The following is a 21,262-nucleotide window of genomic DNA, read 5'->3' on the forward strand; positions in this document are numbered from 1 at the left end:
AATGGCTGAACGTCTGAATAATGACTTCCAGTTCATCGAGGTCGGGCGCAAGGATCCGAAGAAGAAACTGTTGCGTCAACGCAAGAAAGAGTTCGTGGAAATCTACGAACCGTTCAAACCCCAGCAGTCGGCCGACCAGGCCCACCGCTGCCTGGGTTGCGGTAACCCGTATTGTGAATGGAAGTGCCCGGTGCACAACTTCATTCCCAACTGGCTGAAACTGGTGGCCGAGGGCAATATCCTCCAGGCCGCCGAGCTGTCCCATCAGACCAACACCCTGCCGGAAGTCTGCGGCCGCGTGTGCCCGCAAGACCGTCTGTGCGAGGGTGCCTGCACCCTGAACGACGGTTTCGGCGCGGTCACCATCGGTTCGGTGGAGAAGTACATCACCGACACCGCGTTCGCCATGGGCTGGCGCCCGGATATGTCCAAGGTCAAGCCGACTGGCAAGCGTGTCGCGATCATCGGCGCGGGCCCGGCGGGCCTGGGCTGTGCCGACGTGCTGGTACGCGGTGGCGTGACGCCGGTGGTGTTCGACAAGAACCCGGAAATCGGCGGCCTGCTGACCTTCGGCATCCCCGAGTTCAAGCTGGAAAAGACCGTGCTGAGCAATCGCCGCGAAGTCTTCACCGGCATGGGCATCCAGTTCCGCCTCAACACCGAGGTGGGCAAGGACGTGACCATGGAGCAACTGCTCGAAGAATACGATGCCGTATTCATGGGCATGGGCACCTACACCTACATGAAGGGCGGCTTTGCCGGTGAAGACCTGCCGGGCGTGTACGACGCCCTGGACTTCCTGATTGCCAACGTCAACCGCAACCTGGGCTTCGAAAAGTCGCCGGAAGATTTCGTCGACATGAAAGGCAAGAAGGTCGTGGTACTGGGCGGTGGCGACACCGCGATGGACTGCAACCGTACTTCGATCCGCCAGGGCGCCAAGTCGGTGACCTGTGCCTATCGTCGTGACGAAGCGAACATGCCGGGCTCGCGCAAAGAGGTGAAGAACGCCAAGGAAGAAGGCGTGAAATTCCTCTACAACCGCCAGCCGATCGCGATTGTCGGTGAAGACAGGGTCGAAGGCGTGAAGGTGGTCGAGACCCGTCTCGGCGAGCCGGACGCCCGTGGCCGTCGCAGCCCCGAGCCGATCCCGGGCTCCGAGGAGATCATCCCGGCCGACGCCGTGGTCATCGCCTTCGGTTTCCGTCCGAGCCCTGCGCCGTGGTTCGAGCAGTTCAGCATCCAGACCGATAGCCAGGGCCGTGTAGTAGCTCCGGAACAGGGTCAGTACAAGCACCAGACCAGCAACCCGAAAATCTTCGCCGGTGGCGATATGGTTCGCGGCTCTGACCTGGTGGTGACGGCGATCTTCGAAGGCCGTAATGCAGCCGAAGGGATCCTGGATTACCTGGGCGTCTAAGCCCGCTCTAGAGCCAAAAGCAATACCCCTGTGGGAGCGAGCCTGCTCGCGAAAGCGGTCTGTCAGTCAACATCAATGTTGGATGTTACAGGCCCCTTCGCGAGCAGGCTCGCTCCCACAGTCGTTTGGTGGTGATACGAATGTCGCGTTTCAGCGCGACAAATTGACCCGATAGACAAAAGGCTGACCTGCATTCGTGCCTTTTGCGTCCGGCTCTGAGAAAATGCCCGCACTTTTTTTCCGGATGCCGACATGACTGCCCTGAAGAACGACCGTTTCCTGCGCGCCCTGCTCAAGCAACCCGTAGACGTCACTCCCGTGTGGATGATGCGTCAGGCCGGTCGCTACCTGCCTGAATACCGCGCCAGCCGTGCCAAGGCCGGCGATTTCATGAGCCTGTGCATGAACCCGGCGTTCGCTTGCGAAGTCACACTGCAGCCGCTCGACCGCTATCCGCAACTGGACGCGGCGATCCTCTTCTCCGACATCCTGACCATTCCCGATGCCATGGGCCAGGGCCTGTATTTCGAAACGGGCGAAGGCCCGCGCTTCAGGAAAGTCGTCAGCACCCTGGCCGACATCGAAGCCCTGCCGATTCCTGATCCGCAGAAAGACCTGGGTTATGTGATGGACGCGGTCAGCACCATTCGCCGTGAACTGAACGGCCGCGTGCCGCTGATCGGCTTCGCCGGCAGCCCATGGACACTGGCTACCTACATGGTCGAAGGCGGGTCGTCGAAAGACTACCGCAAGACCAAAACCATGCTCTACGACAACCCGCAAGCCTTGCACCTGCTTCTGGACAAGCTCGCGCAGACGGTCACCAGCTACCTCAACGGCCAGATCCTGGCCGGCGCGCAAGCGGTACAGATCTTCGACAGCTGGGGCGGCAGCCTCTCGGCGGCGGCGTACCAGGAATTCTCCCTGGCTTATATGCGCAAAATCGTCAGCGGCCTGATCCGCGAGCACGAAGGCCGCAAGGTTCCGGTCATCCTGTTCACCAAGAACGGCGGCCTGTGGCTGGAAAGCATTGCCGACGCTGGCGCCGACGCGCTGGGCCTGGACTGGACGTGCGACCTCGGCAGCGCCCGTGAGCGTGTCGGCAGCAAAGTTGCCCTGCAAGGCAACATGGACCCGACCGTGCTCTACGCCAAGCCTGAAGCCATTCGCGCTGAGGTCGGGCGTATCCTGGCCAGCTACGGCAAAGGCAGCGGCCACGTGTTCAACCTCGGCCATGGCATTACTCCGGAAGTCGATCCGGAACATGCGGGTGCGTTCTTGCGCGCCGTGCATGAGTTGTCGGCGCAGTATCACGAATAACTGCGTTTAAGTTGTTTAAAACCCGTCCGGCCTAGCGCAGGACGGGTTTTTTTATACTTTTAGTTTCGTAACTAGTTTAAATATTTTCTCTGTAAGGTTTTTTCTCATTCTGTATCAGATAACGTCTAAGCGGATTAATCCTGCAGGAAGTAGAGATTTTCCCTACATATAAAGTTCTTTCATCCAAGTAGATTGAACGGTTCGTGCTCCCCCGTGGTGAGCAGAATTGCAATTAAAGGCGTCTGCAATGCACGCCTTATTTCGATAAGCAGTCTGGAATTTATTGGATGAAAAATGCTTACTACAAGGGAAGTGCGCTGGCCGCCTGCACTTCTTCAATGATCCTGTTATCGGCAATGTTCGCCTCTCAAAGTGTTTCCGCGCATGGCTATCTGGAAGTGCCACCCTCGCGCGCATTAGCCTGCCAGAAAGGCTTGAACACCCAGTGCGGTGGCGCCCAATACGAACCGCAAAGCGTTGGTGAAACCTTCAAGGGTTTTCCAGCGGGAGTGGGCGGCGCGCCTCTGCAAGGGCCGGTGGATGGCAAGATCCCGAGTGGCGGTCACTCGCTGTTTTCCGCGCTGGACGCGCAATCAGCCACCCGTTGGCATATGACGGAAATCAAGGAACGCAACATCGATTTCCAGTGGCGCTACACCGCTGTGCATCCAGCCACAAAACATGAGTATTTCATCACCCGAAACGGCTGGAACCCGAACGAAGCACTCAAGCGTGCCACCTTTGAAAGTGCGCCGTTCTGCACCATTGACGGCGGCAACCAGAAACCGGAGTCGGGAGCCAAACACAACTGCAACATCCCCGCGGACAAATCCGGGCAGCATGTCATCCTGGCGATCTGGACGGTCGGTGATACCGATGCAGCGTTTTATAACGTGGGGGATGTAAACATCCTTGCAGAGCCGGAGCTTCCGGGTGGTTGGTCTTCCGTAGGCAGCATCGCCCCATCGACTTCGTTGCTGGTCGGTGACAAGGTCAGGGCCCGTGCATTCTCCGCCAATGGCGAGAGCCCGGAATACAGCATAGAGATCCCCATCAATAGTGCCGAGGAAGGCTCGCCAAACAACTGGTCGTTCAAGTTGGCAGAAGCCATCAATGAAGCGCACACACTTGTGCGTGCGGGCGTTCGAGATGAAAACGGCAAGATCGAGCCGGTCAAGGGCAACAACAGCGTGTACGCGCAAAAAGACAGCGGCGTGACGCGCTACGAAGTGCAACTGAACATGCAGGAAGATGCCGCGGCTCGTCTGTCGGTAGCTTCCCAGCAAGCTGAGTACGAATTGGACAAAGGCTTGGCCAAGATCGAGTTCAGCATCCTGTCCAATCGCAAGATGAACGTCGAAGCGACGCTGTTCGATGAGAGCAACAAGCCGGTCGGCTCCACTTCCACACAAGTGGGCAGCGGCCCGACCTGGTTGGCGATGGATGTTCGCAGCAATCCTGGCAAGCACACCCTGACCCTGGTCGGCACCACCCTGGATGGCCGGACCACCCGCCAGGACACCCAGGTAACCCAGTTGACCGGCGAAGGCGCGGGCGCCGATTACGACTTTGTGTTCCCGCAAGGCCTTGGCGAGTACACCGCCGGTACCAAGGTACTGCAGCCGAAGACCAACGAAGTCTTTGAGTGCAAGCCATTCCCTGAGTCCGGTTATTGCAAGCAATACAGCCCGACTGCCAATGGTTTTGAACCTGGCATCGGTGCGCATTGGCACATGGCCTGGGACAAACTCTAAGTCTATCGCGCAGTACTCCAAGTGATCTGTGAAGGTCGCCTGGAGGTTCTCTTTTTTTCGAGTTGCAAATGACGGATTCAGGTTATCGAACGGCTCGAGTGAACTACTCATGAAGAATTCGTGGCGGGTGCTGAGCCGTTTCGGCCTGGTAGTCATGCCGTTGGGTTATGCAGCGCTGCTGATCTGGCAGGAGTGGCACTTTCGGGAGCGCCTTGCCGCGCCGCCGCTACCCATGGCGGCGCCAATCCCTGGTCCCGCCCATGTACCGCTGGATGCTGGTGCGGTGGCGTCGGTGCTCGGCCTGACCCAAGGAGCCTCATTGCTCGCCAGTGCCGAACCGCTGACCTTGCAGGCCAGTTTTGTCTTGAGCGGCGGCGTGTCCAGAGCGTTGCTCGCCGATGATCAAGGTTCACGTGTGTATCAGGTGGGCGAACGTTTGCCCGGTGGCAGCGTGCTGCGTCGCGTCGAGGCCAATCAAGTGGTGCTGTGGAACAAGGGGCGCGAAGAGCGACTAACGCTGCGACCGTCCGTTGCGCGGTTCCTGCGAAAGCTCGAGTCACCCGGCGACACACAGGCTCCCGCTGTTTCCACGCGTTTTCTACGCCCGGTTTCCGGGCCGTCAGAGTAATCAACATAATGAACAGTTTCATTGGCGCGCAGGCCTTGCGCTCGATGCGTTTCCTTGTCGTGTTGGCGAGTCTGGCTTTGCCGGGCGCGTTGCAGGCAGCTGAGGAAAAGTGGCAGCTGGCGATGAACAACGCTGAGTTGCGCGACATCGTTGAAGAAATCTCCGGCATTCTGGGGACCACCGTGGTGCTCGATCCCAGGGTCTCCGGACGCATCACCGTTGTGTCTCGGCAAGCCCTTGATCGCGAAGGCGTGCGCCGCTTGTTCTACGGGGTGCTCGACGCCCACAACTTCACGGTGATCGACCAAGGTGACCGCATCCTGATCACGCCAGTGACAGAAGCCAGGACTCGCGCTGGCAGCAGCGCTGCAAAGAACGCTACGCCCTCGCAATTTGTCACTCGAGTGATCGAGCTGAACAATGGCAGTGCCGCCGATATCGCCGGGCTGGTCCGGCCTTTGGTCTCGGTCAACGGCTATGTCGGGCCGTCCGTGTCGGCCAATGCAGTGGTGGTCACGGAAACGGCAGCCAATGCGCAACGCATCGTCCAAGTCATCCGCCAGCTGGACTCTGGACAAAACAATATGCACGCCGTAGTGCAGTTACGTCACGCCCAGGCCAGTGACGTGGCCTCCGTCATGGAAGCCTCCCTGGGCAAGCGCACTGCCGAGAACGCGGTCCAGGTATTGGCCGACAGCAGAACCAATCGGCTGATCCTGATTGGCCCGTCAGCCGTTCGCCAACGCTTGGCCGAACTGGCGCGCGGTCTCGATGTTCCTGCCACGGCGGCTCCGGACAACGCTCGGGTGATCCGCCTGCGTCACAGCGACGCCAAGCAATTGGCCGAGATTCTGGAAAGCATGGGGCAGGGCCGAAAAACGGCCCCAACCCTTGGCAGCAATAAGGACGCACCAACCGGGACTGCCTTCATGATCAAGGCTGACGAAAGCCAGAATGCGCTGGTGCTGATCGCCGAGTCGGAGCAGGTCAGGACCATTGAAAGCATCGTGCGTCAGTTGGACCAGCCGCGCGCGCAGGTGCTGATCCATGCCGCCATCGTCGAGATTTCCGGGGACATCGCTGAAGCGGTTGGCGTGCAATGGGGCTTCAGTACCGGCGACGCGAAAGGCTTCATCAACTTCCCCGGCACCGATATCCCGATTGTCGGCGGCCTGGATTTCGACGAGAAGAAATCCGCACCCGAAGGCGCGCTGTTACGCCTGGGCAGTGATCGCTTTGGCGCATTGATTTCGGCCCTGGCCAGCAATACCCACAGCAACCTGCTTTCTACGCCCAGCCTGTTGACGCTGGATAATCAGGAAGCGCACATCATCGTCGGCCAGACCGTCCCGTTCAAGACCGGCTCCTACGCCACAAACAGTAATGGGGCGGATAATCCGTTTACCACAGTCACCCGCGAGGACGTGGGAATCAGCCTGAAGATAAAGCCCTACATCAACGAAGGCTCGACGCTGCGGCTGGAGGTTGAGCAGGAAGTGTCGGACATCGCGCCGTCGGTATCAGGCATCGATTCTTCGGACCTGATCACTAACAAGCGTGCACTCAAGAGCACCATCCTGGCCGACGATGGCGAAATCATCGTCATTGGCGGGCTGATCAGAGACAGCGTAAGAACACAAAAAAGCGGGGTGCCGTTACTGCGGGATATTCCTTACCTGGGTGCTCTGTTTCGCTGGAACCGAGACACCCAGAGTAAAAGCAATCTCATGGTGTTCTTGCGGCCCACGATTGTACGCAGCAAGGAAGACCTGAACGGTATCAGCCAGCAGCGTTACAACGCACTGCGCGACTTGAGCCAGGCGGGGGCGCGGGATAACAACTCGTTGCTGCTGCCGTCAGATTCGCGTCAGCTGTTCGAACCGGTTTCCAAGGCGCCCGTGTTCGACCTGCGCAAGCCGGCACCGCAGACGCCATGACCCATTCGAGCGATGGTTGCCCACCACTGCCCTTCGGTTTTGCCCGTCGTTTCGGCGTGCTGCTGGAGAGCGAAGGCGACAAGGCGAGCCTTGCGGTGCGGGCCGATACGCCGCTCACCGCCCTGGCGGAAGCTCGCCGGACATGCGCTCGCGAGCTGTCGCTGCAGGTGCTCACCCCTGATATTTTTGCGACCCGCCTGGCCGCCGCCTACCGCGAAGGCCAGAGCGCCGCCGAGCAGGTCGCCCAAGGGCTGGACGAAGAACTGGACTTGCTCAGTCTGGTGGACAAGGTACCGCAAACCGCCGATTTGCTGGAGCAGCAGGGCGATGCGCCGATCATCCGTTTGATCAATGCATTACTCAGCGAGGCCATGCGCGAACACGCCTCGGACGTGCATCTGGAAACGTTCGAGCAGTACCTGTCGGTGCGCATGCGGGTCGACGGGCAGTTGCGCGAAATGCTCCGGCCCCGACGTGAATTGGCAACGCTGCTGGTATCGCGCATCAAGGTCATGGCGCGCCTGGATATCGCTGAAAAGCGTGTGCCCCAGGATGGTCGAATGGCCTTGCGCCTGGCCGGGCATGAAGTCGATGTGCGGGTCTCGACCCTACCCTCGGCACACGGCGAACGGGTGGTACTGCGCTTGCTCGACAAGCAGGCCGGGCGCCTTGAGTTGTCGCGTCTGGGCATGCCGGAGGACATCCTCCGGAACCTGCGCCACCTGCTGGGCAAACCGCACGGCATTTTGCTGGTGACCGGGCCCACCGGCTCAGGCAAGACCACCAGCCTCTACGCCGCGCTCAACAGTCTGAATGACCAGACCCGCAATATCCTTACGGTCGAAGATCCCATCGAATACCACCTGCCGGGCGTGGGGCAGATGCCGGTCAACCCCAAAGTGGACATGACTTTTGCCCGGGGGTTGCGAGCGATCCTGCGTCAGGATCCGGATGTGGTGATGGTCGGCGAAATCCGTGACCGCGAGACTGCTGAAATTGCCGTCCAGGCTTCGCTGACCGGTCACCTGGTGCTCTCGACGCTGCACACCAACAGTGCGGTCGGTGCGGTGACTCGCCTGGCGGACATGGGTGTCGATGCCTACCTGTTGGCATCGTCGCTGGTGGGTGTTCTAGCCCAGCGACTGCTGCGCACCTTGTGCCCTCATTGCAAGGTGCCCTACAGCGCCGATGCAACAGCTTGCCAGCGCCTGGGGCTCGGCACCGCATCGCTGCAGCTGTTCCGGGCCGTGGGGTGTGAGCAGTGTCAGCACGGCTATCGCGGGCGCGTCGGCATCTATGAGTTGATCTGCGTGACACCGTCACTGGCATCGCTGATTCACCAGGGGGCCAGTGAACAAGCCTTGGCCAACGAGGCCCGCCAGATGTCGCGCAGTCTGTTCCAGGACGGCCGCCAACGGGTGCTGGACGGGCTGACCAGTCTCGACGAGTTGTTGCGCGTGACGCGGGAGGACTAGGTCATGCCGACATTCGATTACCGGGCCGATGACGGTCAGGGTCGCCGTTGCAAGGGACGGCTGGAGGCAGACAACCCCCGTCATGCTCGGCAACTGTTGCGTGAGCGCGGGTTGTGGCCGCGGGACTTGAAGGAAATCCGGGTCGTTGGTGGCACAAACAAGCCAGGCAGCGCAGGGCGTTTGAGTGCCGCCGACCTGGCACTGCTGACACTGCAATTGTCCACGCTGGTTCAGGCCGGATTGCCCTTGGAGGAATCTCTTGAGGCCGTGGCGAAACAGAGTGCCAAGCGTCGGGTTGCCAGTTTGCTGTCGATGGTCAGGAGTCGGGTCATGGAAGGGCATGCCCTCGCCGATGCGCTGGCGCAGTTTCCCAAGGCGTTTCCCGACCTGTTCCGTGCCACCGTGGCCGCTGGCGAACGTTCCGGCCATCTGGGCCATGTGCTGGAGCAATTGGCCGCGTATACCCAGGCTCGCCAGGCCTCACGGCAAAAGATCCAGATGGCGTTGGTGTATCCGTTGATCCTGATGTCGGCCAGCGTGGTCATCGTCGGCTTTCTTCTCGGTTACGTGGTGCCCGACGTAGTGAAGATTTTCGTCGACAGCGGCCAACCGCTGCCGTGGCTGACGCGGGCATTGATACGTACCAGTGACGGGTTGCGTAGCCATGGCTTGTTGTTGATAGCTGCGCTGGCGCTGCTGGTCGCCCTCTGGCGCTGGAGCTTGAGTCAAAGAGCCTGGCGCCTGCGCTGGCATCGCCTGGCGTTGAACGTCCCGGTTTTTGGCGACGTGCTGCGCGCAATGGAGGCCGCACGATTTGCCAGCACCCTGGCCATCCTCGGCAAAAGCGCCGTGCCTTTGGTCGACGCATTGGAAATTGCCGCTGCCGTGATCGGCAACCTGACCATCCGTGCGCGAATGACCGATGTCGCCCGCTCGGTCCGCGAAGGCGCAACCCTGACCCATGGCCTGGAATTGAGCGGCGATATCCCGCCGATGATGCTGCACATGATCGCCAGTGGCGAGCGGGCGGGCGAACTCGATCGCATGCTGGCCCGCGCCGCCGAACAACAGGAAAGCAGCCTGGCGGCGCGAATTGCCCTGGTGGTGAGTCTGTTCGAGCCCGCGATGCTCGTGCTGATGGGCGGCGTCGTGTTGCTGATCGTCCTGGCCATTCTGCTTCCGATTCTCAGCCTCAACCAATTGGTGAATTGACCATGCACGCTTTACGTCACAGAACTTCCCAGCACGGCTTTACCCTGATCGAGATCATGGTGGTGGTAGTCATCATCGGCATTTTGGGGGCAATCGTGGTGCCGCAGTTCATGAGCCGCCCCGATCAGGCCAAAGTCACCGCGGCCAAAGTCGATCTCCAGGCCATCGGCACCGCCCTGGAAATGTATCGTCTCGACAACTTCCACTACCCCTCCACGCAACAGGGGCTGGAGGCCTTGAGCAAGCGACCTTCCGGAATGCCGGCGGCGAGGAGCTGGAACCCTCAGGGTTACCTGAAATCCTTGCCCGTTGATCCGTGGGGCACGCCCTATCAGTACCTCAATCCCGGTGTTAAATCGGCGGATGGCGGCTATGACTTGTATTCCCTCGGGTCCGATGGCGTAGCGGGTGGCGAAGGGCACGCAGCGGAAATCGGCAATTGGGGTAGTTGAACCATGCCGCGCCGTAGTCGGGGATTTACCTTGCTGGAAATGATGATCGTGACCGTCCTGATCGGCGTGCTGTTGGGCATGGTGAGTCTGGCCACGGGCATCCACCCGGCACAGCAAGCGAGGCAGGAAGCGAGCGCCCTGGGTGGCGTCATCCGCCAGCTGCGGCAACAGGCAGTGCTGGAGGGGCGCGAATACGGTCTGCGGCTGAGCGTCCTGGGGTACCGGTCGATGCGTCTGGATGGGCGTGGCTGGGAACCGCTGGCCGCCTTCAACCGATGGCCCGAGAGCTTGCAACTGAGCCTTGAGCAGGAGGGGTATGCCCTGAGGCTGGGCGCTGACGTCGGCCCTCCGCAGATTCTGCTGTACAGCAGCGATGAAACCAGCAACTTCACACTGACGTTCGCTGGCAAAGACAAGATTTGGGCGACCCTGTCCGGTGATGGCATGGGCGAGATCATGATCGATGAGTGAGCCACCGGCCATTGTTCGCATGAGTGGATTCACCTTGCTTGAAGTCATGGTGGCCCTGGCGATTTTCGCGACCCTGGCGACGGCGGTGCTGTCCGCAAGCCAATACGTGGTCAGGCAGGCAGGCGCTGCCGAAGAGCGTCTTCTCGCGGCCTGGGTGGCAGACAATCAGCTGAGCGAGCTGCGACTGCAATCGTCCCCCGTGCTTGCGCAGCCACAACGGATGGTGAGCCTGGGTCAACGCGACTGGGTTATACGTCAAAACGTCGACCCGACGCGCGATCCTCCCGGGTTGTTGGTCGAAGTCGAGGTCGGCCTTGCCGGACGTGACCAGACCCTGTTCCGCGCCACCGGCTGGATAGCCAATCGTCATGAATGAGCAAGGCGGATTCACCCTGCTCGAACTGGTTATTGCCATTTCGATTTTTGCCTTGCTGGGGCTGGCCAGCTGGACGCTGTTCGACAGTGTGGTGCGCGTGCAGCGGGGCACCCTGAGCCACGAACGTGAACTCAGGAACCTGCAACGCGCCGTGGCAGTAATCGAACGTGACCTTATGCACATCGCGCAGCCGCCTGTCGTGCAAGACCCGTCGCAGTTGCAACTGCTGCGCGGCAATTGGCGTAATCCGCTGGACTTACCGCGCAGTGAGCGGCAGTTGCTGACTTATCGACTCGACAACGGCGCGCTTTGGCGTGACAGCCGGGCGGAAGGGGCGCAGAGCGTGCAGCGGCAAAAACTGCTCGACGATGTTCGAGAGGTGCGTTGGCGTCTGTACGACAGCCAGGTTGGTTGGCGCGGCGATTGGCCGTCCGGGCAGAGCCCGAAGGCGCCCTTGGCGGTGGAAATGCAAATGTCGGCAGGGCGCTTCGAGGCGATCCGTCGGGTGCTGTTATTGCCGGGAGCACTGCCATGAGGGCCGGTCAACGCGGCGTTGCTCTGATCAGTGTGTTGCTGGTCATGAGCCTGGCGTTATTGATCATCGGCGGCATGCTGCGCAGCCATCGCGCATTGCTGCAAAGCACCGGGCAGCAGTTACAGCAGATGCACCTGCGGCAACTCGGTGTAGCCGGGGAAACCTGGGGCCTGGTGTTGCTCAAGGCTCAGCAAAAAGACAGCGAGCCGATAGCCGAACCTTCCAGCGCTTTTGCCATTGAAGATGCGCAGATACGCGTCGAGATCGAGGATCTGGCCGGTCGTTTCAATCTCAATACCCTGTTGATTCAGGGGCAGATCGATCAAGTCACGCTCAAGCGCTGGATGCGTTTGCTGACGCTGCTCGAACTGCCGTCGTTGCAACTGCAGCAAGTAGGGCCGCTGCTCGAGCTCAGCCAGCTGCGACTGCTTCCTGGTGTCGATGCAGAGCTGTTGCGTCGTTTGGCGCCCTGGGTCGCGCTGTTGCCGGCAAAGGCCACGATGAACATCAACACAGCGCCAGCGCTGGTATTGCGTACGCTCGACGGTATCGAGCGCACCACGGCCGAAACCTTGGTACGCCAGCGTTCCCCGGCAGGCTGGCCAAGCGTTCAGGCCTTTACCCAGGACCCGCTGATATCCGGTTTGGGCTTGAGCGGCCATGGCCTGGGCGTTGATAGCCGCTGGTACCGGATCACCGTTCAAGTAACCCAGGGGCAGGGGCATCTGCGGCTGGCAACCGATGTCGAACGCGACCCCAAGACGCGTCAGTTGAAGATCCTGCAACGGCGTGTTCTCCCCTCGAATGCAAGCGAGATCCAGCAATGAAAACCTGGCTTTATCTAACAGCCGAAGGCTTGGGCCTGCCCACGCTCGCCTGGCCTTGTTGTCTATGGACTTCGACCGGCGAACGGCAGCGCTTGCCCTTGGATCAAGCGGCACAGTCACTGGCTGGGCAGGCGGTCGATGTGCTGTTGCCCATGGAACTGTGCAGTTGGTTGCTCAGCGATCCATGGCCATCCAGGCGCCAACCTGATGCCCAGGCCATCGCTTACGCTGTCGAAGAGCAATTGAGCCAAGCCCTGGAAAAGCTGCACCTGAGTACCGGTGCGCGCGATCCACAAGGTCGCTATCCGGTGATGGTGATCGACCGCGAACGATTTGCCGTTGTCCTCGCGCTGCTGGCCGAAGTGAGTATTAAGGTGCGATCTGTGTTCGTCGATGCCGATGTGTTGCCTCGTGACCAGGCACTCGGCATCTGGTGGTTTGGCCGCTGGTTGCTCGGTGGAGGCTTGCCTGCACGCCTGACGTTGTCGGATGAAGATCTGGTGGCGCTCGAGCCAGGCTTGCCCAGGGACGTTCAGTGGCGTGACGAGCGTAAGGATGCCACTGATATCGATCAGTGGCTGATCCCGGTGCATGGACCGGCAATCAATCTGTTGCACGGCGATTTCGCGGCGCCTCGAAAGCGCCTGCCCTGGCGTTTCGGCGGGCTGGTCGTGTTGTCGCTGCTGCTGCTCGACTGGGGTGCCAGCGTGGCACGTATCGGCTTTCTCGAAAACCAGACCCGCCAGCTCTACAGTCGCAACGTGGAGCAATTCAAAGGGCTTTACCCGGAGCAGACCCGCATCGTTGACCTGGCGTTACAACTCAATGTAATGCAAAGCCAAAATGCGGCCCCTCAGGACGGCCATATCGCCGGGCTGGTCAAACTCGTCGAACAAGTCATCGGCGCCAGCAATGTCGATGTCCAGCGCATTGAATTTCGCGAAAGCGATGGTTGGAAAGTCCGGCTGACCGCCAATAGTTTTACCGAACTGGAATTACTGCGTGAGCGTGGCCGCCAGCAAGGTTTGCCTGTGCGACTCGACAGCGCGAGCAAGGAAGGCGATCGGGTGCAGGCGACCCTGACCCTGACCCTGGAGCAAGGCGCATGAAGCTGAGCGGGTTGGTCACATGGCCGGTGCTGCTGCAGCGCTGGCAGCGCCTGTCGCTGCGCGAACAACGATTGTTGCTGGTGTTGGTCGCGTTTGTCTTTGGTGTAGCGGCATTCAGCCTGGTCTGGCAACCGACGCAACAGCGTCTTGCAGCGGCCGAGCGTCAGTATCAGCAGCAGCTGGCACTGACGGCGCAACTGCAGCTGGCGCGTCCGCGCAGCATGCGCGAGCCTGTCACTCAGCCGCTGTCACTGCACGTCAGCGAAAGTGCTACCGAGGCCGGACTCGAACTGCATCAGGTCAACACCGACGGTGATCAGTTGCGCCTGAACCTCAGCGGTGACGCCAAGGCATTACTGGCATGGTTGGACCGCATCGAACGTGACGGCACCGCGCTGCAATCCTTGACCCTGGAAAAGCGCAACGCGGTACTGGAGGCGCAGATAGTGCTCAGATAGTCGCACCGGTGCCTGGCAGTGGCGGCAACTTTGAAAGCTTCAAGGCGACCATTAATGCCACGGCCAGCAGTCCACCGATGAACAAGCCGATTCCATTCCAGCCAGCCAAGTGCCAGAACACGCCGCCCGCCGTGCCAGCAATGCTTCCTCCTGCGTAGTAGCTGAACAGGTACAAGGACGATGCCTGGCCCTTGACCTTGGTGGCACGACGGCCGATCCAGCTACTGGCGACGGAGTGGGCGCCGAAGAAACCGAAGGTGAAGACCAGCATGCCGATGATGACCAGCGGCAATGGCGTAAACATCGTCAGGGCGAGACCGCCGATCATCAGCGCGATAGTGCTCCAGAGCACTTTGCGGCGGCCGATTTTGTCGGCCAGCGAGCCGATTTTCGCCGAACTGTAGATACCCGAGAGATACACCACCGAGAGTAATCCGACAAAGGCCTGTTCCATGTGGTAAGGCTCGGCCAGCAGGCGGTAGCCGATGTAGTTGAACAGGGTGACGAACGCCCCCATCAACACAAAGGCTTCGAGGAACAGCAGTGGCAGCCCGGCGTCGCGAAAGTGCATGGTGAAACCGTCGACCAGGCTGCGCGGGTGCAACGAGCGGGCACGGAAGTTGCGCGATTCGGGGAGGATTTTCCAGAATACCGCTGCCGCAATCAGTGCCAGGCCGCCGATCACCAGCATTGCCGTGTGCCAGCTGACGAAGTCGATCAAGACGCCGGTGATAAGACGCCCGCTCATCCCGCCGATGGCGTTACCGCCGATGTACAAACCCATGGCGAGGCCGATGTGCTGCGGGTGAATCTCTTCGCTCAAATAGGTCATCGCCACCGCCGCCAGGCCGCTCAACGACAGTCCAATCAGCGCGCGCATCGCCAGGACACCGTGCCAGCTCGGCATCATCGCGCTGGCCATGGTGCACAGTGCGGCGGCAAACAGCGCCGCCACCATCACCGTTTTGCGCCCGACGCGATCGGAGATCGGGCCGGTGATCAGCAGGCCAATGGCAAGCATGCCCGTGGCTACCGAGAGAATCAGGCTGCTCTGCGCCGCGTTGATCGAGTATTCGTTGGACAGCAGCGGCATCATCGGTTGCACGCAGTAGAGCAGGGCGAACGTCGCGAAGCCGCCGCAGAACAGCGCCAGCACCGTGCGCATGAAGGCTGGCGTGCCTTTTTCGATGTAGATCTCTTCCAGCTCGGCAGCCACATCGTCTGGTGTGGCGGGAGGAACTTCATGGGTAAGTGGAGCGACAGCAGTTTTCACGGTGGACCTCGGAGGAGCGCAGCCCGTCAGGCAATGAAAAAAGCATATAGCTGGCTAATGATTCAATCCAATATATTGTTCGACCTGTTTGATAGCTTTAACGACCTAATGGGGTTTTCATGGAATTGCGTCATCTGCGTTACTTCATCGCTGTCGCCGAAGAACTGCACTTCGGCCGCGCTGCGCAGGCGCTTGGTATCTCGCAGCCACCGCTGAGCCAGCAGATCCAGGCCCTGGAGCAGGAAGTGGGTGCGCGATTGTTCGAGCGTACCAATCGTCGGGTCGAGTTGAGCGAGGCCGGTCGACTGTTCCTGGAAGAGGCACGGCTGGTGCTGGCGCAGGTCGACAAGGCGGCGGATGTTGCGCGGCGGGCGCAGTTGGGCGAGTTGGGCGAACTGAAAATCGGCTTCACATCGTCGGCACCGTTCAACTCAACGATTCCCCAGGCGATTTTTTCGTTTCGCCAGCGTTTTCCGGCAGTGCATTTGAATTTGCGGGAAATGAGCAGCACCCAGGTGGCCGATGCGCTGGTGGATGAGTCGATCGAAGTCGGGATCATGCGGCCGCTGGGGCTGCCGGATTGCTTGAGCGTCGTCGAGTTGATGCGTGAGCCGTTAGTGGCCGTGCTCAGTTCCAAGCACCCTTTGGCGCAGGGCAGTGAAGAAGGCCTGTTCCTGTCCGCCCTGGCACTGGAGCCTTTCGTATTTTTCCCCCGTAGCTATGGCAGTGGCCTGTACGCACAATTACTCAGCCTGGCCCGTGATGCCGGCTTCAGTCCGCACTTTGCCCAAGAGGCCGGCGAAGCGATGACTATCATTGGCCTGGTAGCCGCAGGATTGGGTGTGTCGGTGCTGCCGGCGTCTTATCAGCGAATGCGCATCGACGGGGTGGTCTATCGGCCGTTGCTCGACCCGGCGGCGGTGTCGGCGGTGTGGCTGGTGCAGCGCAAGGACCAGAAGTCGCCGATGGCGCGGGCGTTCGTGGAGTTGTTGACGAGGAAGGTTGAGCCGTTAAAGTCATGAAGGCTGCACCGTCCCTGTAGGAGCGAGCATGCTCGCGATGGTCGTCAACGATGACGCTTGTTTCCTGGTGACACGCGGCGTTCTCTAGTCCATCGCGAGCATGCTCGCTCCTACAGGTCAGAGTTTTCGCCGCTGCTGGTGGGATATTTCTGAACTATCCCGGAGAGGCTACAACGCCTTGCGGCGTTGCCTACAACTACTCCAGAATCCGCCGGCTTGTGCGCTTTGGGGGCCATCGGTAGCTTGATCCGGGTCACTGATTGTCAGTGATCGGGTTTAGTAGCCCGTAGTAAACCGAAGCGCATTGGCGCTCCTGATAGGCAGGTATGTCCGTACCTGCCCTTGACGGTGGCTGTGCGCAGGGCGCCTTCGGGCGCGCCGGTTTTCGGTTTGCCCGGTCTACTAACCTGCGTACAGCCGCCACCCTTTGATCAGTAGCGATTCGGTGTGGCCCCCATTGTCAGGACGCTGAATCATGACCAATGCCTCAAACTCTCCGGATACCGACCCAGACGCGCCACACCAACCCAGCACCCTCTTCCTCATCGCCCCCGAAATCGATAACCACACCCTGCTGGAGTACGCCTGCGTTTCACTGGCGTCAGCCAATGTCATGGCGAGCGACTTCGCGAGGAGCCTGAACGGAGTGCAGAGCTACACAATGCTGGGGATTCAGCAATCAATCATGCTGGGAGAACTGGCGGTCAATAGGGTCCTGGATAACCTCGATCCGCCATGACCTGTCCGGGAGGCAGGGACCTTGTGGGAGCGAGCCTGCTCGCGAAAAACGTCCGAACAACGCGTTCGTTCAGGCAGCACGCGTTATCGTTGACATCCATCGCGAGCAGGCTCGCTCCTACAGGGGATTGAAGTGCGCTCGCCTGCGGCAGCGCCTACGCCCAGCGTTTGAAAATCAACGACGTATTCACCCCGCCAAACGCAAAATTATTGTTCATCACGTACTGATTGCTCATCTGCCGGAACTCGCCGCGCAGGTAGTCGAGCTTGCCGCAATGCGGGTCGACTTCGTCAAGGTTCAAGGTGTGGGCGTACAGGTCGCTGTTCATCATTTCGATGCTGAACCAGGACTCCAGCGCACCGCAGGCGCCGAGCGTGTGGCCGAGGAAGCTCTTTTGTGAGCTGATCGGCATGTGTTCGCCAAACAGGCTGCTGGTGGCCAGGGTTTCGGCGATGTCGCCCTGTTCGGTGGCCGTGCCGTGACCGTTGACGTAGCCGATGTCGGCAGGGCTCAAGCCCGCATCTTCCAGGGCCAACTCCATGGCCCGGCGCATGGTGACTTGCTCCGGGCGGGTGGTGTGCTGGCCGTCGGCATTGCTGCCGAAACCAACGAGTTCGGCATGAATACGGGCACCTCGCGCCAGCGCGTGTTCCAGTTCTTCGAGCACCAGCATGCCGCCGCCTTCACCGATCACCAGGCCGTCGCGCCCTTTGTCATAGGGACGCGGGGTAGTGTGCGGGGCGTTGTTTTTCAGGCTGGTGGCGTAGAGTGCGTCGAACACCATGGCTTCGGTCGGGCACAGTTCCTCGGCACCGCCAGCGAGCATCAACGGCAGGCGGCCGAACTTGATGGCTTCGTAGGCGTAGCCGATGCCCTGGCTGCCGCTGGTGCAGGCGCTGGAGGTGGGGATCAGGCGGCCGGTGAGGCCGAAGAAGATGCTGATGTTGGCCGCGGTGGTGTGCGGCATCATGCGCACGTAGGAGTTGGCGTTCAGGCCTTCGGCCACCGAGTTCAGCAACATGTTGCCGAAGGCCTTGATCTCGTCGGTGCTGCCCGTGGAGGACCCGCAGGCAACGCCCATGCGCCCGTCCTTGATCGATTCGTCACCGAGCAATCCGGCATCGGCCAACGCCCGCTCCGCTGCGCCGACGGCCAGTCGCGAAACGCGGCCCATGCTGCGCAGTTGTTTGCGCGTCCAGTGGCTCGGCACGATGAAGTCATCGATGGGCCCGGCCAGGCGCGTATTGAGTTCAGTGAAGCGGTCCCATTCGTCCATGCGGCGAATGCCGCTGCGGTTGGCTGCGAAGTGGTCGGCGATGGTTGCCCAATCGCTGCCCAGCGAGGTGATGCCGGCCATGCCGGTGACGACGACACGTTTCATCAGCACAGGCCTCCGTTGACGGCCAGCACCTGCCGGGTGATGTACGAGGCTTCCGCCGACATCAGGAAATTCACCGCGCCGGCCACCTCTTCCGGGGTGCCCATGCGTTGTGCGGGGATCATTTTCATCAGTTCTTCCACCGGCACGTTTTCATCGAGCATGGCTGTGTCGATCAGGCCGGGTGCGACACAGTTGACGGTGATCTTGCGCTTGCCCAACTCGATCGCCAACGCCTTCGCCGCGCCGATCAACCCGGCCTTCGAGGCGCTGTAGTTGACCTGGCCGCGATTGCCGATCAAGCCGGACACCGACGTGATGCAAACGATTCGCCCGGCAGCGCGACGACGGATCATCGGCATCATCACCGGGTGCAGCACGTTGTAGAAACCGTCGAGGTTGGTGCGCATCACCACATCCCAATCATCCTCGCTCAGCGCCGGAAAAGCACCGTCACGTGTCAGCCCGGCGTTGAGCACCACGCCGTAGTAGGCGCCATGGGTTTCGACGTCGGCCTCAAGGATGGCTTTGCAGCCGGCGCGGTCGGACACATCGAATTGCAGGATGCGCGCAGTGCGACCCAGGGTCTCGATTTCGACTTGTACGGCTTGGGCATCCGCCAGGCCACTGCGGCAATGCAGCACGATGTCATGCCCGGCCTGGGCCAGGCGCAGGGCGATGGCGCGGCCGATGCCACGGCTGGAACCGGTGACCAGTACGAATTCAGTCATGACTGGACTCCTTCGGATTCATCAAGATATTGAGCCGCCTGAGGCGGGCGATACACGTTCAGGCGGGCGCTGGCGTGAATGCCGGGTGCGTTGATGTGGCACTCGAACACGCCCATGCCGTTGTCATCTTCCAGGGAGCGGATGCCATGCAGGGTCAGTTCGGTGCCGGCGGGAAAACGGTCGACGTTGCATTCGAACTTGCGAGAGCCGAGCAAAAAGCCCAGCTGCGTTGCATCGCCGCGCTGGCGCGCATGGCAACCGGCGAAGGCCGCGACGCTCTGGGCCATGAGTTCAATCCCGACCCAGGCCGGCAGGCTGCCGTCGGGCAAATTGAACAGACCGTCGGGCTTGACCCTGAGGCGTGTATGAATCTGCTCTTCATCGAATGCCAGGATCTGCTCGATGAGAATCATGTCGCCAGCATGGGGCAGCAGTTCGGCGAGCGGCCAATCAATCATGGGGCGTCTCCGATAATCAGGCTGACGTTGTTGCCACCGAAGGCGAAGGAGTTGCTCATCAGGTAGCGAGGTCCAGTGGACGCCAGGCGATCGGCGGGAGTCACCCATTTGAGGGTGGGCAGTTCGGGATCGGCTCGGCCGTCCCAGACATGCGGGGCCAGGAGGTGCTCGCGGTTGTCGTCACTCAGGCTCAACCAGCAGAAGGCGGCTTCCAGCGCGCCGGCCGCGCCAAGGGTATGGCCGGTCATGGGCTTGGTCGAAGAACAGGGCACGCCGGCCGGGAACACCGCCGCCACTGCGTGGCTTTCCATGGCGTCGTTGTGTTGGGTGGCGGTGCCATGCAGGTTCAGGTAGGCGATTTGCTCAGGCCGCAGTCTGGCCCGGCTCAAGGCCTTGCGCATTGCCTGTTGGGCGCCGCGGCCGGTGGGTTCTGGCGCGGAAATGTGGTGCGCATCGGAACTGGCGCCACTGCCAAGCAGGGCAATCGTCTGGTCGCCAGGCTGCTTGCTCATCAGGAACAGCACGGCTGCTTCGCCGATATTGATGCCGTTGCGGTTCACTGAAAACGGATTGCAGCGCTGCCCGGACACGGCTTCGAGTGCCGAGAAGCCGTTGAGCGTCAGCTTGCACAGTGTGTCGACTCCACCGCACAGCACCACATCGCACATGCCCAGATCGAGCAGGCGCTGGGCACTCATCAATGCGCGTGCGCTGGAGGTGCAGGCAGTGGAAATCACATAGGCCGGGCCGCTTACTTGCAGCCAGTCGGCGAGAAAGTTTGCCGGTGCGCCGAGTTCCTGTTGCTGATAGTCGTATTGCGCCGGAAATTGCTGTTCGCGCACGTAGCGAGCCAGGCCCTGGCTGGCTTCGTCGATGCCCGACGTACTGGTGCCCAGCACGATGCCGATGCGATCGCGGCCGTAGGTCTGGATGGCCTGATCGATGTCACCGCGAATTTGCAGCGTGGCCTCCATCAGCAATTGATTGTTGCGACTGCGTTGGCAGGCCAGTTCTGCGGGAATCGGCACGAGATCGCCACGCACCGCGCCTACCGGTAATGAACGCTCTGGCACCCAGCCGGCTTCGCTGCGCATGCCTGAGCAATCGCCGGCGAACAGGTGGCGGGCGACTTCTTGTTTGTCACGGCCCAGGGCGCAGACGACCCCGAGGGCATTGAGGTAAGCCGTCATGGTGCGTCACCGCTCAGGGGGGTGATTAGATATTTCGGGCCTTTGGGCAAATTCAATTCGAAGCTCAATGGTTGTGAATAACGGACGTCCCAGCGCGCTGGCAGCGAGCGTTGCGCCCCGTATTGCCACGCCTTTGGATAGTTGCCAGGCAGTTCATCCCTGGGGGTCAGTGCAAACAGCAACGCGGCGAACAGCTCACGGGCTTCCGGGTTAGGCGGCAACAGGCCATCGGCTTGCCAATGGCTATCGACCAGTTTCTGGCGGGCCTGCGGAATACCCAGCAAGTCCATCATCGACCAGCGTATGGCAGGGCCTTCACGCTGGATGACCAGTACCCAGTCCTGGCGTTGTTCGGCCTGCAGGCGCTGGATGTGCAATTGCAGCGGCAACGCCATGCTTGGGGTCTGCGCGGGCAGTGGCGCCTGGCTCGCGCAGGCGCTCAGCAGCAGGATGCAGCCGAGCAGCAGAACTCGAATCATCAGGCACACCCTTCAACG

The 21,262-nt window shown here is 60.9% G+C and carries 22 protein-coding genes; 16 read left to right on the forward strand and 6 right to left on the reverse strand.

The window, feature by feature from the left end:
- Nucleotide 1 precedes the first annotated feature (1 nt).
- The 14 genes from PG5_RS05765 to gspM all read left to right on the forward strand — a co-directional run bounded on the left by PG5_RS05765 (nucleotide 2) and on the right by gspM (nucleotide 13,974).
- Nucleotides 2-1,420, forward strand: a complete 1,419-nt coding sequence (locus PG5_RS05765) for an FAD-dependent oxidoreductase (protein WP_020796157.1) — start codon at nucleotides 2-4, stop codon at nucleotides 1,418-1,420.
- 252 nt (nucleotides 1,421-1,672) lie between these two features.
- The gene (gene hemE / locus PG5_RS05770) at nucleotides 1,673-2,740 is read left to right on the forward strand and encodes a uroporphyrinogen decarboxylase (RefSeq protein ID WP_020796158.1); all 1,068 of its coding nucleotides are present in this window, start codon (nucleotides 1,673-1,675) and stop codon (nucleotides 2,738-2,740) included.
- A 287-nt stretch (nucleotides 2,741-3,027) separates the two neighbouring features.
- The gene (gene gbpA, locus PG5_RS05775; RefSeq protein ID WP_020796159.1) at nucleotides 3,028-4,494 is read left to right on the forward strand and encodes an N-acetylglucosamine-binding protein GbpA; all 1,467 of its coding nucleotides are present in this window, start codon (nucleotides 3,028-3,030) and stop codon (nucleotides 4,492-4,494) included.
- Nucleotides 4,495-4,603: 109 nt separating this feature from the next.
- Nucleotides 4,604-5,122 (forward strand): type II secretion system protein N, encoded by a 519-nt coding sequence (locus PG5_RS05780; RefSeq protein WP_020796160.1) that lies wholly within the window; start codon nucleotides 4,604-4,606, stop codon nucleotides 5,120-5,122.
- Between the two features lie 8 nt (nucleotides 5,123-5,130).
- The gene (gene gspD / locus PG5_RS05785) at nucleotides 5,131-7,059 is read left to right on the forward strand and encodes a type II secretion system secretin GspD (protein WP_020796161.1); all 1,929 of its coding nucleotides are present in this window, start codon (nucleotides 5,131-5,133) and stop codon (nucleotides 7,057-7,059) included.
- Nucleotides 7,056-8,534 (forward strand): type II secretion system ATPase GspE, encoded by a 1,479-nt coding sequence (gene gspE, locus PG5_RS05790; protein ID WP_020796162.1) that lies wholly within the window; start codon nucleotides 7,056-7,058, stop codon nucleotides 8,532-8,534. Before gspD ends, gspE begins: the two co-directional genes overlap by 4 nt.
- A 3-nt stretch (nucleotides 8,535-8,537) precedes the next feature.
- Nucleotides 8,538-9,746, forward strand: coding sequence for a type II secretion system inner membrane protein GspF (gspF, locus tag PG5_RS05795; protein ID WP_020796163.1), 1,209 nt, complete (start codon nucleotides 8,538-8,540; stop codon nucleotides 9,744-9,746).
- Nucleotides 9,747-9,748: 2 nt separating this feature from the next.
- Nucleotides 9,749-10,198, forward strand: a complete 450-nt coding sequence (gene gspG / locus PG5_RS05800; RefSeq protein WP_020796164.1) for a type II secretion system major pseudopilin GspG — start codon at nucleotides 9,749-9,751, stop codon at nucleotides 10,196-10,198.
- 3 nt (nucleotides 10,199-10,201) lie between these two features.
- Nucleotides 10,202-10,669 carry a type II secretion system minor pseudopilin GspH gene (gspH, locus tag PG5_RS05805; protein ID WP_033044047.1) on the forward strand — a complete coding sequence of 156 codons (468 nt, stop codon included), beginning with the start codon at nucleotides 10,202-10,204 and terminating at the stop codon, nucleotides 10,667-10,669.
- Nucleotides 10,662-11,045 (forward strand): type II secretion system minor pseudopilin GspI, encoded by a 384-nt coding sequence (gene gspI / locus PG5_RS05810; protein ID WP_020796166.1) that lies wholly within the window; start codon nucleotides 10,662-10,664, stop codon nucleotides 11,043-11,045. Before gspH ends, gspI begins: the two co-directional genes overlap by 8 nt.
- Nucleotides 11,038-11,580, forward strand: a complete 543-nt coding sequence (gene gspJ, locus PG5_RS05815) for a type II secretion system minor pseudopilin GspJ (RefSeq protein ID WP_020796167.1) — start codon at nucleotides 11,038-11,040, stop codon at nucleotides 11,578-11,580. The genes gspI and gspJ overlap by 8 nt, the downstream gene beginning before the upstream one ends.
- On the forward strand, nucleotides 11,577-12,407 hold the full coding sequence (locus tag PG5_RS05820; RefSeq protein ID WP_020796168.1) for a type II secretion system protein GspK: 831 nt from the start codon (nucleotides 11,577-11,579) through the stop codon (nucleotides 12,405-12,407). Before gspJ ends, PG5_RS05820 begins: the two co-directional genes overlap by 4 nt.
- Complete coding sequence (gspL, locus tag PG5_RS05825) at nucleotides 12,404-13,516, forward strand: type II secretion system protein GspL (protein WP_020796169.1); 1,113 nt, start codon at nucleotides 12,404-12,406, stop codon at nucleotides 13,514-13,516. The genes PG5_RS05820 and gspL overlap by 4 nt, the downstream gene beginning before the upstream one ends.
- On the forward strand, nucleotides 13,513-13,974 hold the full coding sequence (gspM, locus tag PG5_RS05830; RefSeq protein WP_020796170.1) for a type II secretion system protein GspM: 462 nt from the start codon (nucleotides 13,513-13,515) through the stop codon (nucleotides 13,972-13,974). The genes gspL and gspM overlap by 4 nt, the downstream gene beginning before the upstream one ends.
- Here gspM and PG5_RS05835 read toward each other — a convergent pair.
- Nucleotides 13,967-15,247 carry an MFS transporter gene (locus tag PG5_RS05835; protein ID WP_020796171.1) on the reverse strand — a complete coding sequence of 427 codons (1,281 nt, stop codon included), beginning with the start codon at nucleotides 15,245-15,247 and terminating at the stop codon, nucleotides 13,967-13,969. The genes gspM and PG5_RS05835 overlap by 8 nt on opposite strands.
- A 119-nt stretch (nucleotides 15,248-15,366) precedes the next feature.
- On the opposite strand from PG5_RS05835, the gene PG5_RS05840 reads away from it, so the two are divergent.
- Entirely contained in the window at nucleotides 15,367-16,269 is a 903-nt protein-coding gene (locus tag PG5_RS05840) for a LysR family transcriptional regulator (RefSeq protein WP_020796172.1), read from the forward strand.
- Nucleotides 16,270-16,744: 475 nt separating this feature from the next.
- On the forward strand, nucleotides 16,745-17,008 hold the full coding sequence (locus PG5_RS05845) for a DUF6124 family protein (RefSeq protein ID WP_020796173.1): 264 nt from the start codon (nucleotides 16,745-16,747) through the stop codon (nucleotides 17,006-17,008).
- Nucleotides 17,009-17,162: 154 nt separating this feature from the next.
- Here PG5_RS05845 and PG5_RS05850 read toward each other — a convergent pair whose 3' ends face one another.
- Genes PG5_RS05850 through PG5_RS05870 form a run of 5 tightly spaced genes read right to left on the reverse strand, consistent with a single transcriptional unit; the run spans nucleotide 17,163 to nucleotide 21,244 of the window.
- Entirely contained in the window at nucleotides 17,163-18,389 is a 1,227-nt protein-coding gene (locus tag PG5_RS05850; protein WP_033044227.1) for a beta-ketoacyl-ACP synthase, read from the reverse strand.
- Entirely contained in the window at nucleotides 18,389-19,117 is a 729-nt protein-coding gene (fabG, locus tag PG5_RS05855) for a 3-oxoacyl-ACP reductase FabG (RefSeq protein ID WP_020796175.1), read from the reverse strand. Before fabG ends, PG5_RS05850 begins: the two co-directional genes overlap by 1 nt.
- Nucleotides 19,114-19,575 carry a hotdog family protein gene (locus PG5_RS05860; protein WP_020796176.1) on the reverse strand — a complete coding sequence of 154 codons (462 nt, stop codon included), beginning with the start codon at nucleotides 19,573-19,575 and terminating at the stop codon, nucleotides 19,114-19,116. The genes fabG and PG5_RS05860 overlap by 4 nt, the downstream gene beginning before the upstream one ends.
- Nucleotides 19,572-20,765: a beta-ketoacyl-[acyl-carrier-protein] synthase family protein gene (locus tag PG5_RS05865; protein ID WP_020796177.1), complete on the reverse strand. Its 1,194-nt coding sequence runs from the start codon at nucleotides 20,763-20,765 to the stop codon at nucleotides 19,572-19,574. Before PG5_RS05865 ends, PG5_RS05860 begins: the two co-directional genes overlap by 4 nt.
- Nucleotides 20,762-21,244 carry a hypothetical protein gene (locus PG5_RS05870; RefSeq protein WP_020796178.1) on the reverse strand — a complete coding sequence of 161 codons (483 nt, stop codon included), beginning with the start codon at nucleotides 21,242-21,244 and terminating at the stop codon, nucleotides 20,762-20,764. Before PG5_RS05870 ends, PG5_RS05865 begins: the two co-directional genes overlap by 4 nt.
- Nucleotides 21,245-21,262 lie beyond the last annotated feature (18 nt).

The sequence above is a fragment of the Pseudomonas sp. G5(2012) genome, from assembly GCF_000408945.1.
In the GTDB taxonomy this organism is placed as follows: domain Bacteria; phylum Pseudomonadota; class Gammaproteobacteria; order Pseudomonadales; family Pseudomonadaceae; genus Aquipseudomonas; species Aquipseudomonas umsongensis.

Bases quoted from the DNA above. Each gene is read 5' to 3' on its own strand.
- PG5_RS05765 (WP_020796157.1), top strand. From the start codon at position 2: ATGGCTGAACGTCTGAATAATGACTTCCAGTTCATCGAGGTCGGGCGC.
- hemE (WP_020796158.1), top strand. From the start codon at position 1,673: ATGACTGCCCTGAAGAACGACCGTTTCCTGCGCGCCCTGCTCAAGCAA.
- gbpA (WP_020796159.1), top strand. From the start codon at position 3,028: ATGAAAAATGCTTACTACAAGGGAAGTGCGCTGGCCGCCTGCACTTCT.
- PG5_RS05780 (WP_020796160.1), top strand. From the start codon at position 4,604: ATGAAGAATTCGTGGCGGGTGCTGAGCCGTTTCGGCCTGGTAGTCATG.
- gspD (WP_020796161.1), top strand. From the start codon at position 5,131: ATGAACAGTTTCATTGGCGCGCAGGCCTTGCGCTCGATGCGTTTCCTT.
- gspE (WP_020796162.1), top strand. From the start codon at position 7,056: ATGACCCATTCGAGCGATGGTTGCCCACCACTGCCCTTCGGTTTTGCC.
- gspF (WP_020796163.1), top strand. From the start codon at position 8,538: ATGCCGACATTCGATTACCGGGCCGATGACGGTCAGGGTCGCCGTTGC.
- gspG (WP_020796164.1), top strand. From the start codon at position 9,749: ATGCACGCTTTACGTCACAGAACTTCCCAGCACGGCTTTACCCTGATC.
- gspH (WP_033044047.1), top strand. From the start codon at position 10,202: ATGCCGCGCCGTAGTCGGGGATTTACCTTGCTGGAAATGATGATCGTG.
- gspI (WP_020796166.1), top strand. From the start codon at position 10,662: ATGAGTGAGCCACCGGCCATTGTTCGCATGAGTGGATTCACCTTGCTT.
- gspJ (WP_020796167.1), top strand. From the start codon at position 11,038: ATGAATGAGCAAGGCGGATTCACCCTGCTCGAACTGGTTATTGCCATT.
- PG5_RS05820 (WP_020796168.1), top strand. From the start codon at position 11,577: ATGAGGGCCGGTCAACGCGGCGTTGCTCTGATCAGTGTGTTGCTGGTC.
- gspL (WP_020796169.1), top strand. From the start codon at position 12,404: ATGAAAACCTGGCTTTATCTAACAGCCGAAGGCTTGGGCCTGCCCACG.
- gspM (WP_020796170.1), top strand. From the start codon at position 13,513: ATGAAGCTGAGCGGGTTGGTCACATGGCCGGTGCTGCTGCAGCGCTGG.
- PG5_RS05840 (WP_020796172.1), top strand. From the start codon at position 15,367: ATGGAATTGCGTCATCTGCGTTACTTCATCGCTGTCGCCGAAGAACTG.
- PG5_RS05845 (WP_020796173.1), top strand. From the start codon at position 16,745: ATGACCAATGCCTCAAACTCTCCGGATACCGACCCAGACGCGCCACAC.
- PG5_RS05850 (WP_033044227.1), bottom strand. From the start codon at position 18,389: ATGAAACGTGTCGTCGTCACCGGCATGGCCGGCATCACCTCGCTGGGC.
- fabG (WP_020796175.1), bottom strand. From the start codon at position 19,117: ATGACTGAATTCGTACTGGTCACCGGTTCCAGCCGTGGCATCGGCCGC.
- PG5_RS05860 (WP_020796176.1), bottom strand. From the start codon at position 19,575: ATGATTGATTGGCCGCTCGCCGAACTGCTGCCCCATGCTGGCGACATG.
- PG5_RS05865 (WP_020796177.1), bottom strand. From the start codon at position 20,765: ATGACGGCTTACCTCAATGCCCTCGGGGTCGTCTGCGCCCTGGGCCGT.
- PG5_RS05870 (WP_020796178.1), bottom strand. From the start codon at position 21,244: ATGATTCGAGTTCTGCTGCTCGGCTGCATCCTGCTGCTGAGCGCCTGC.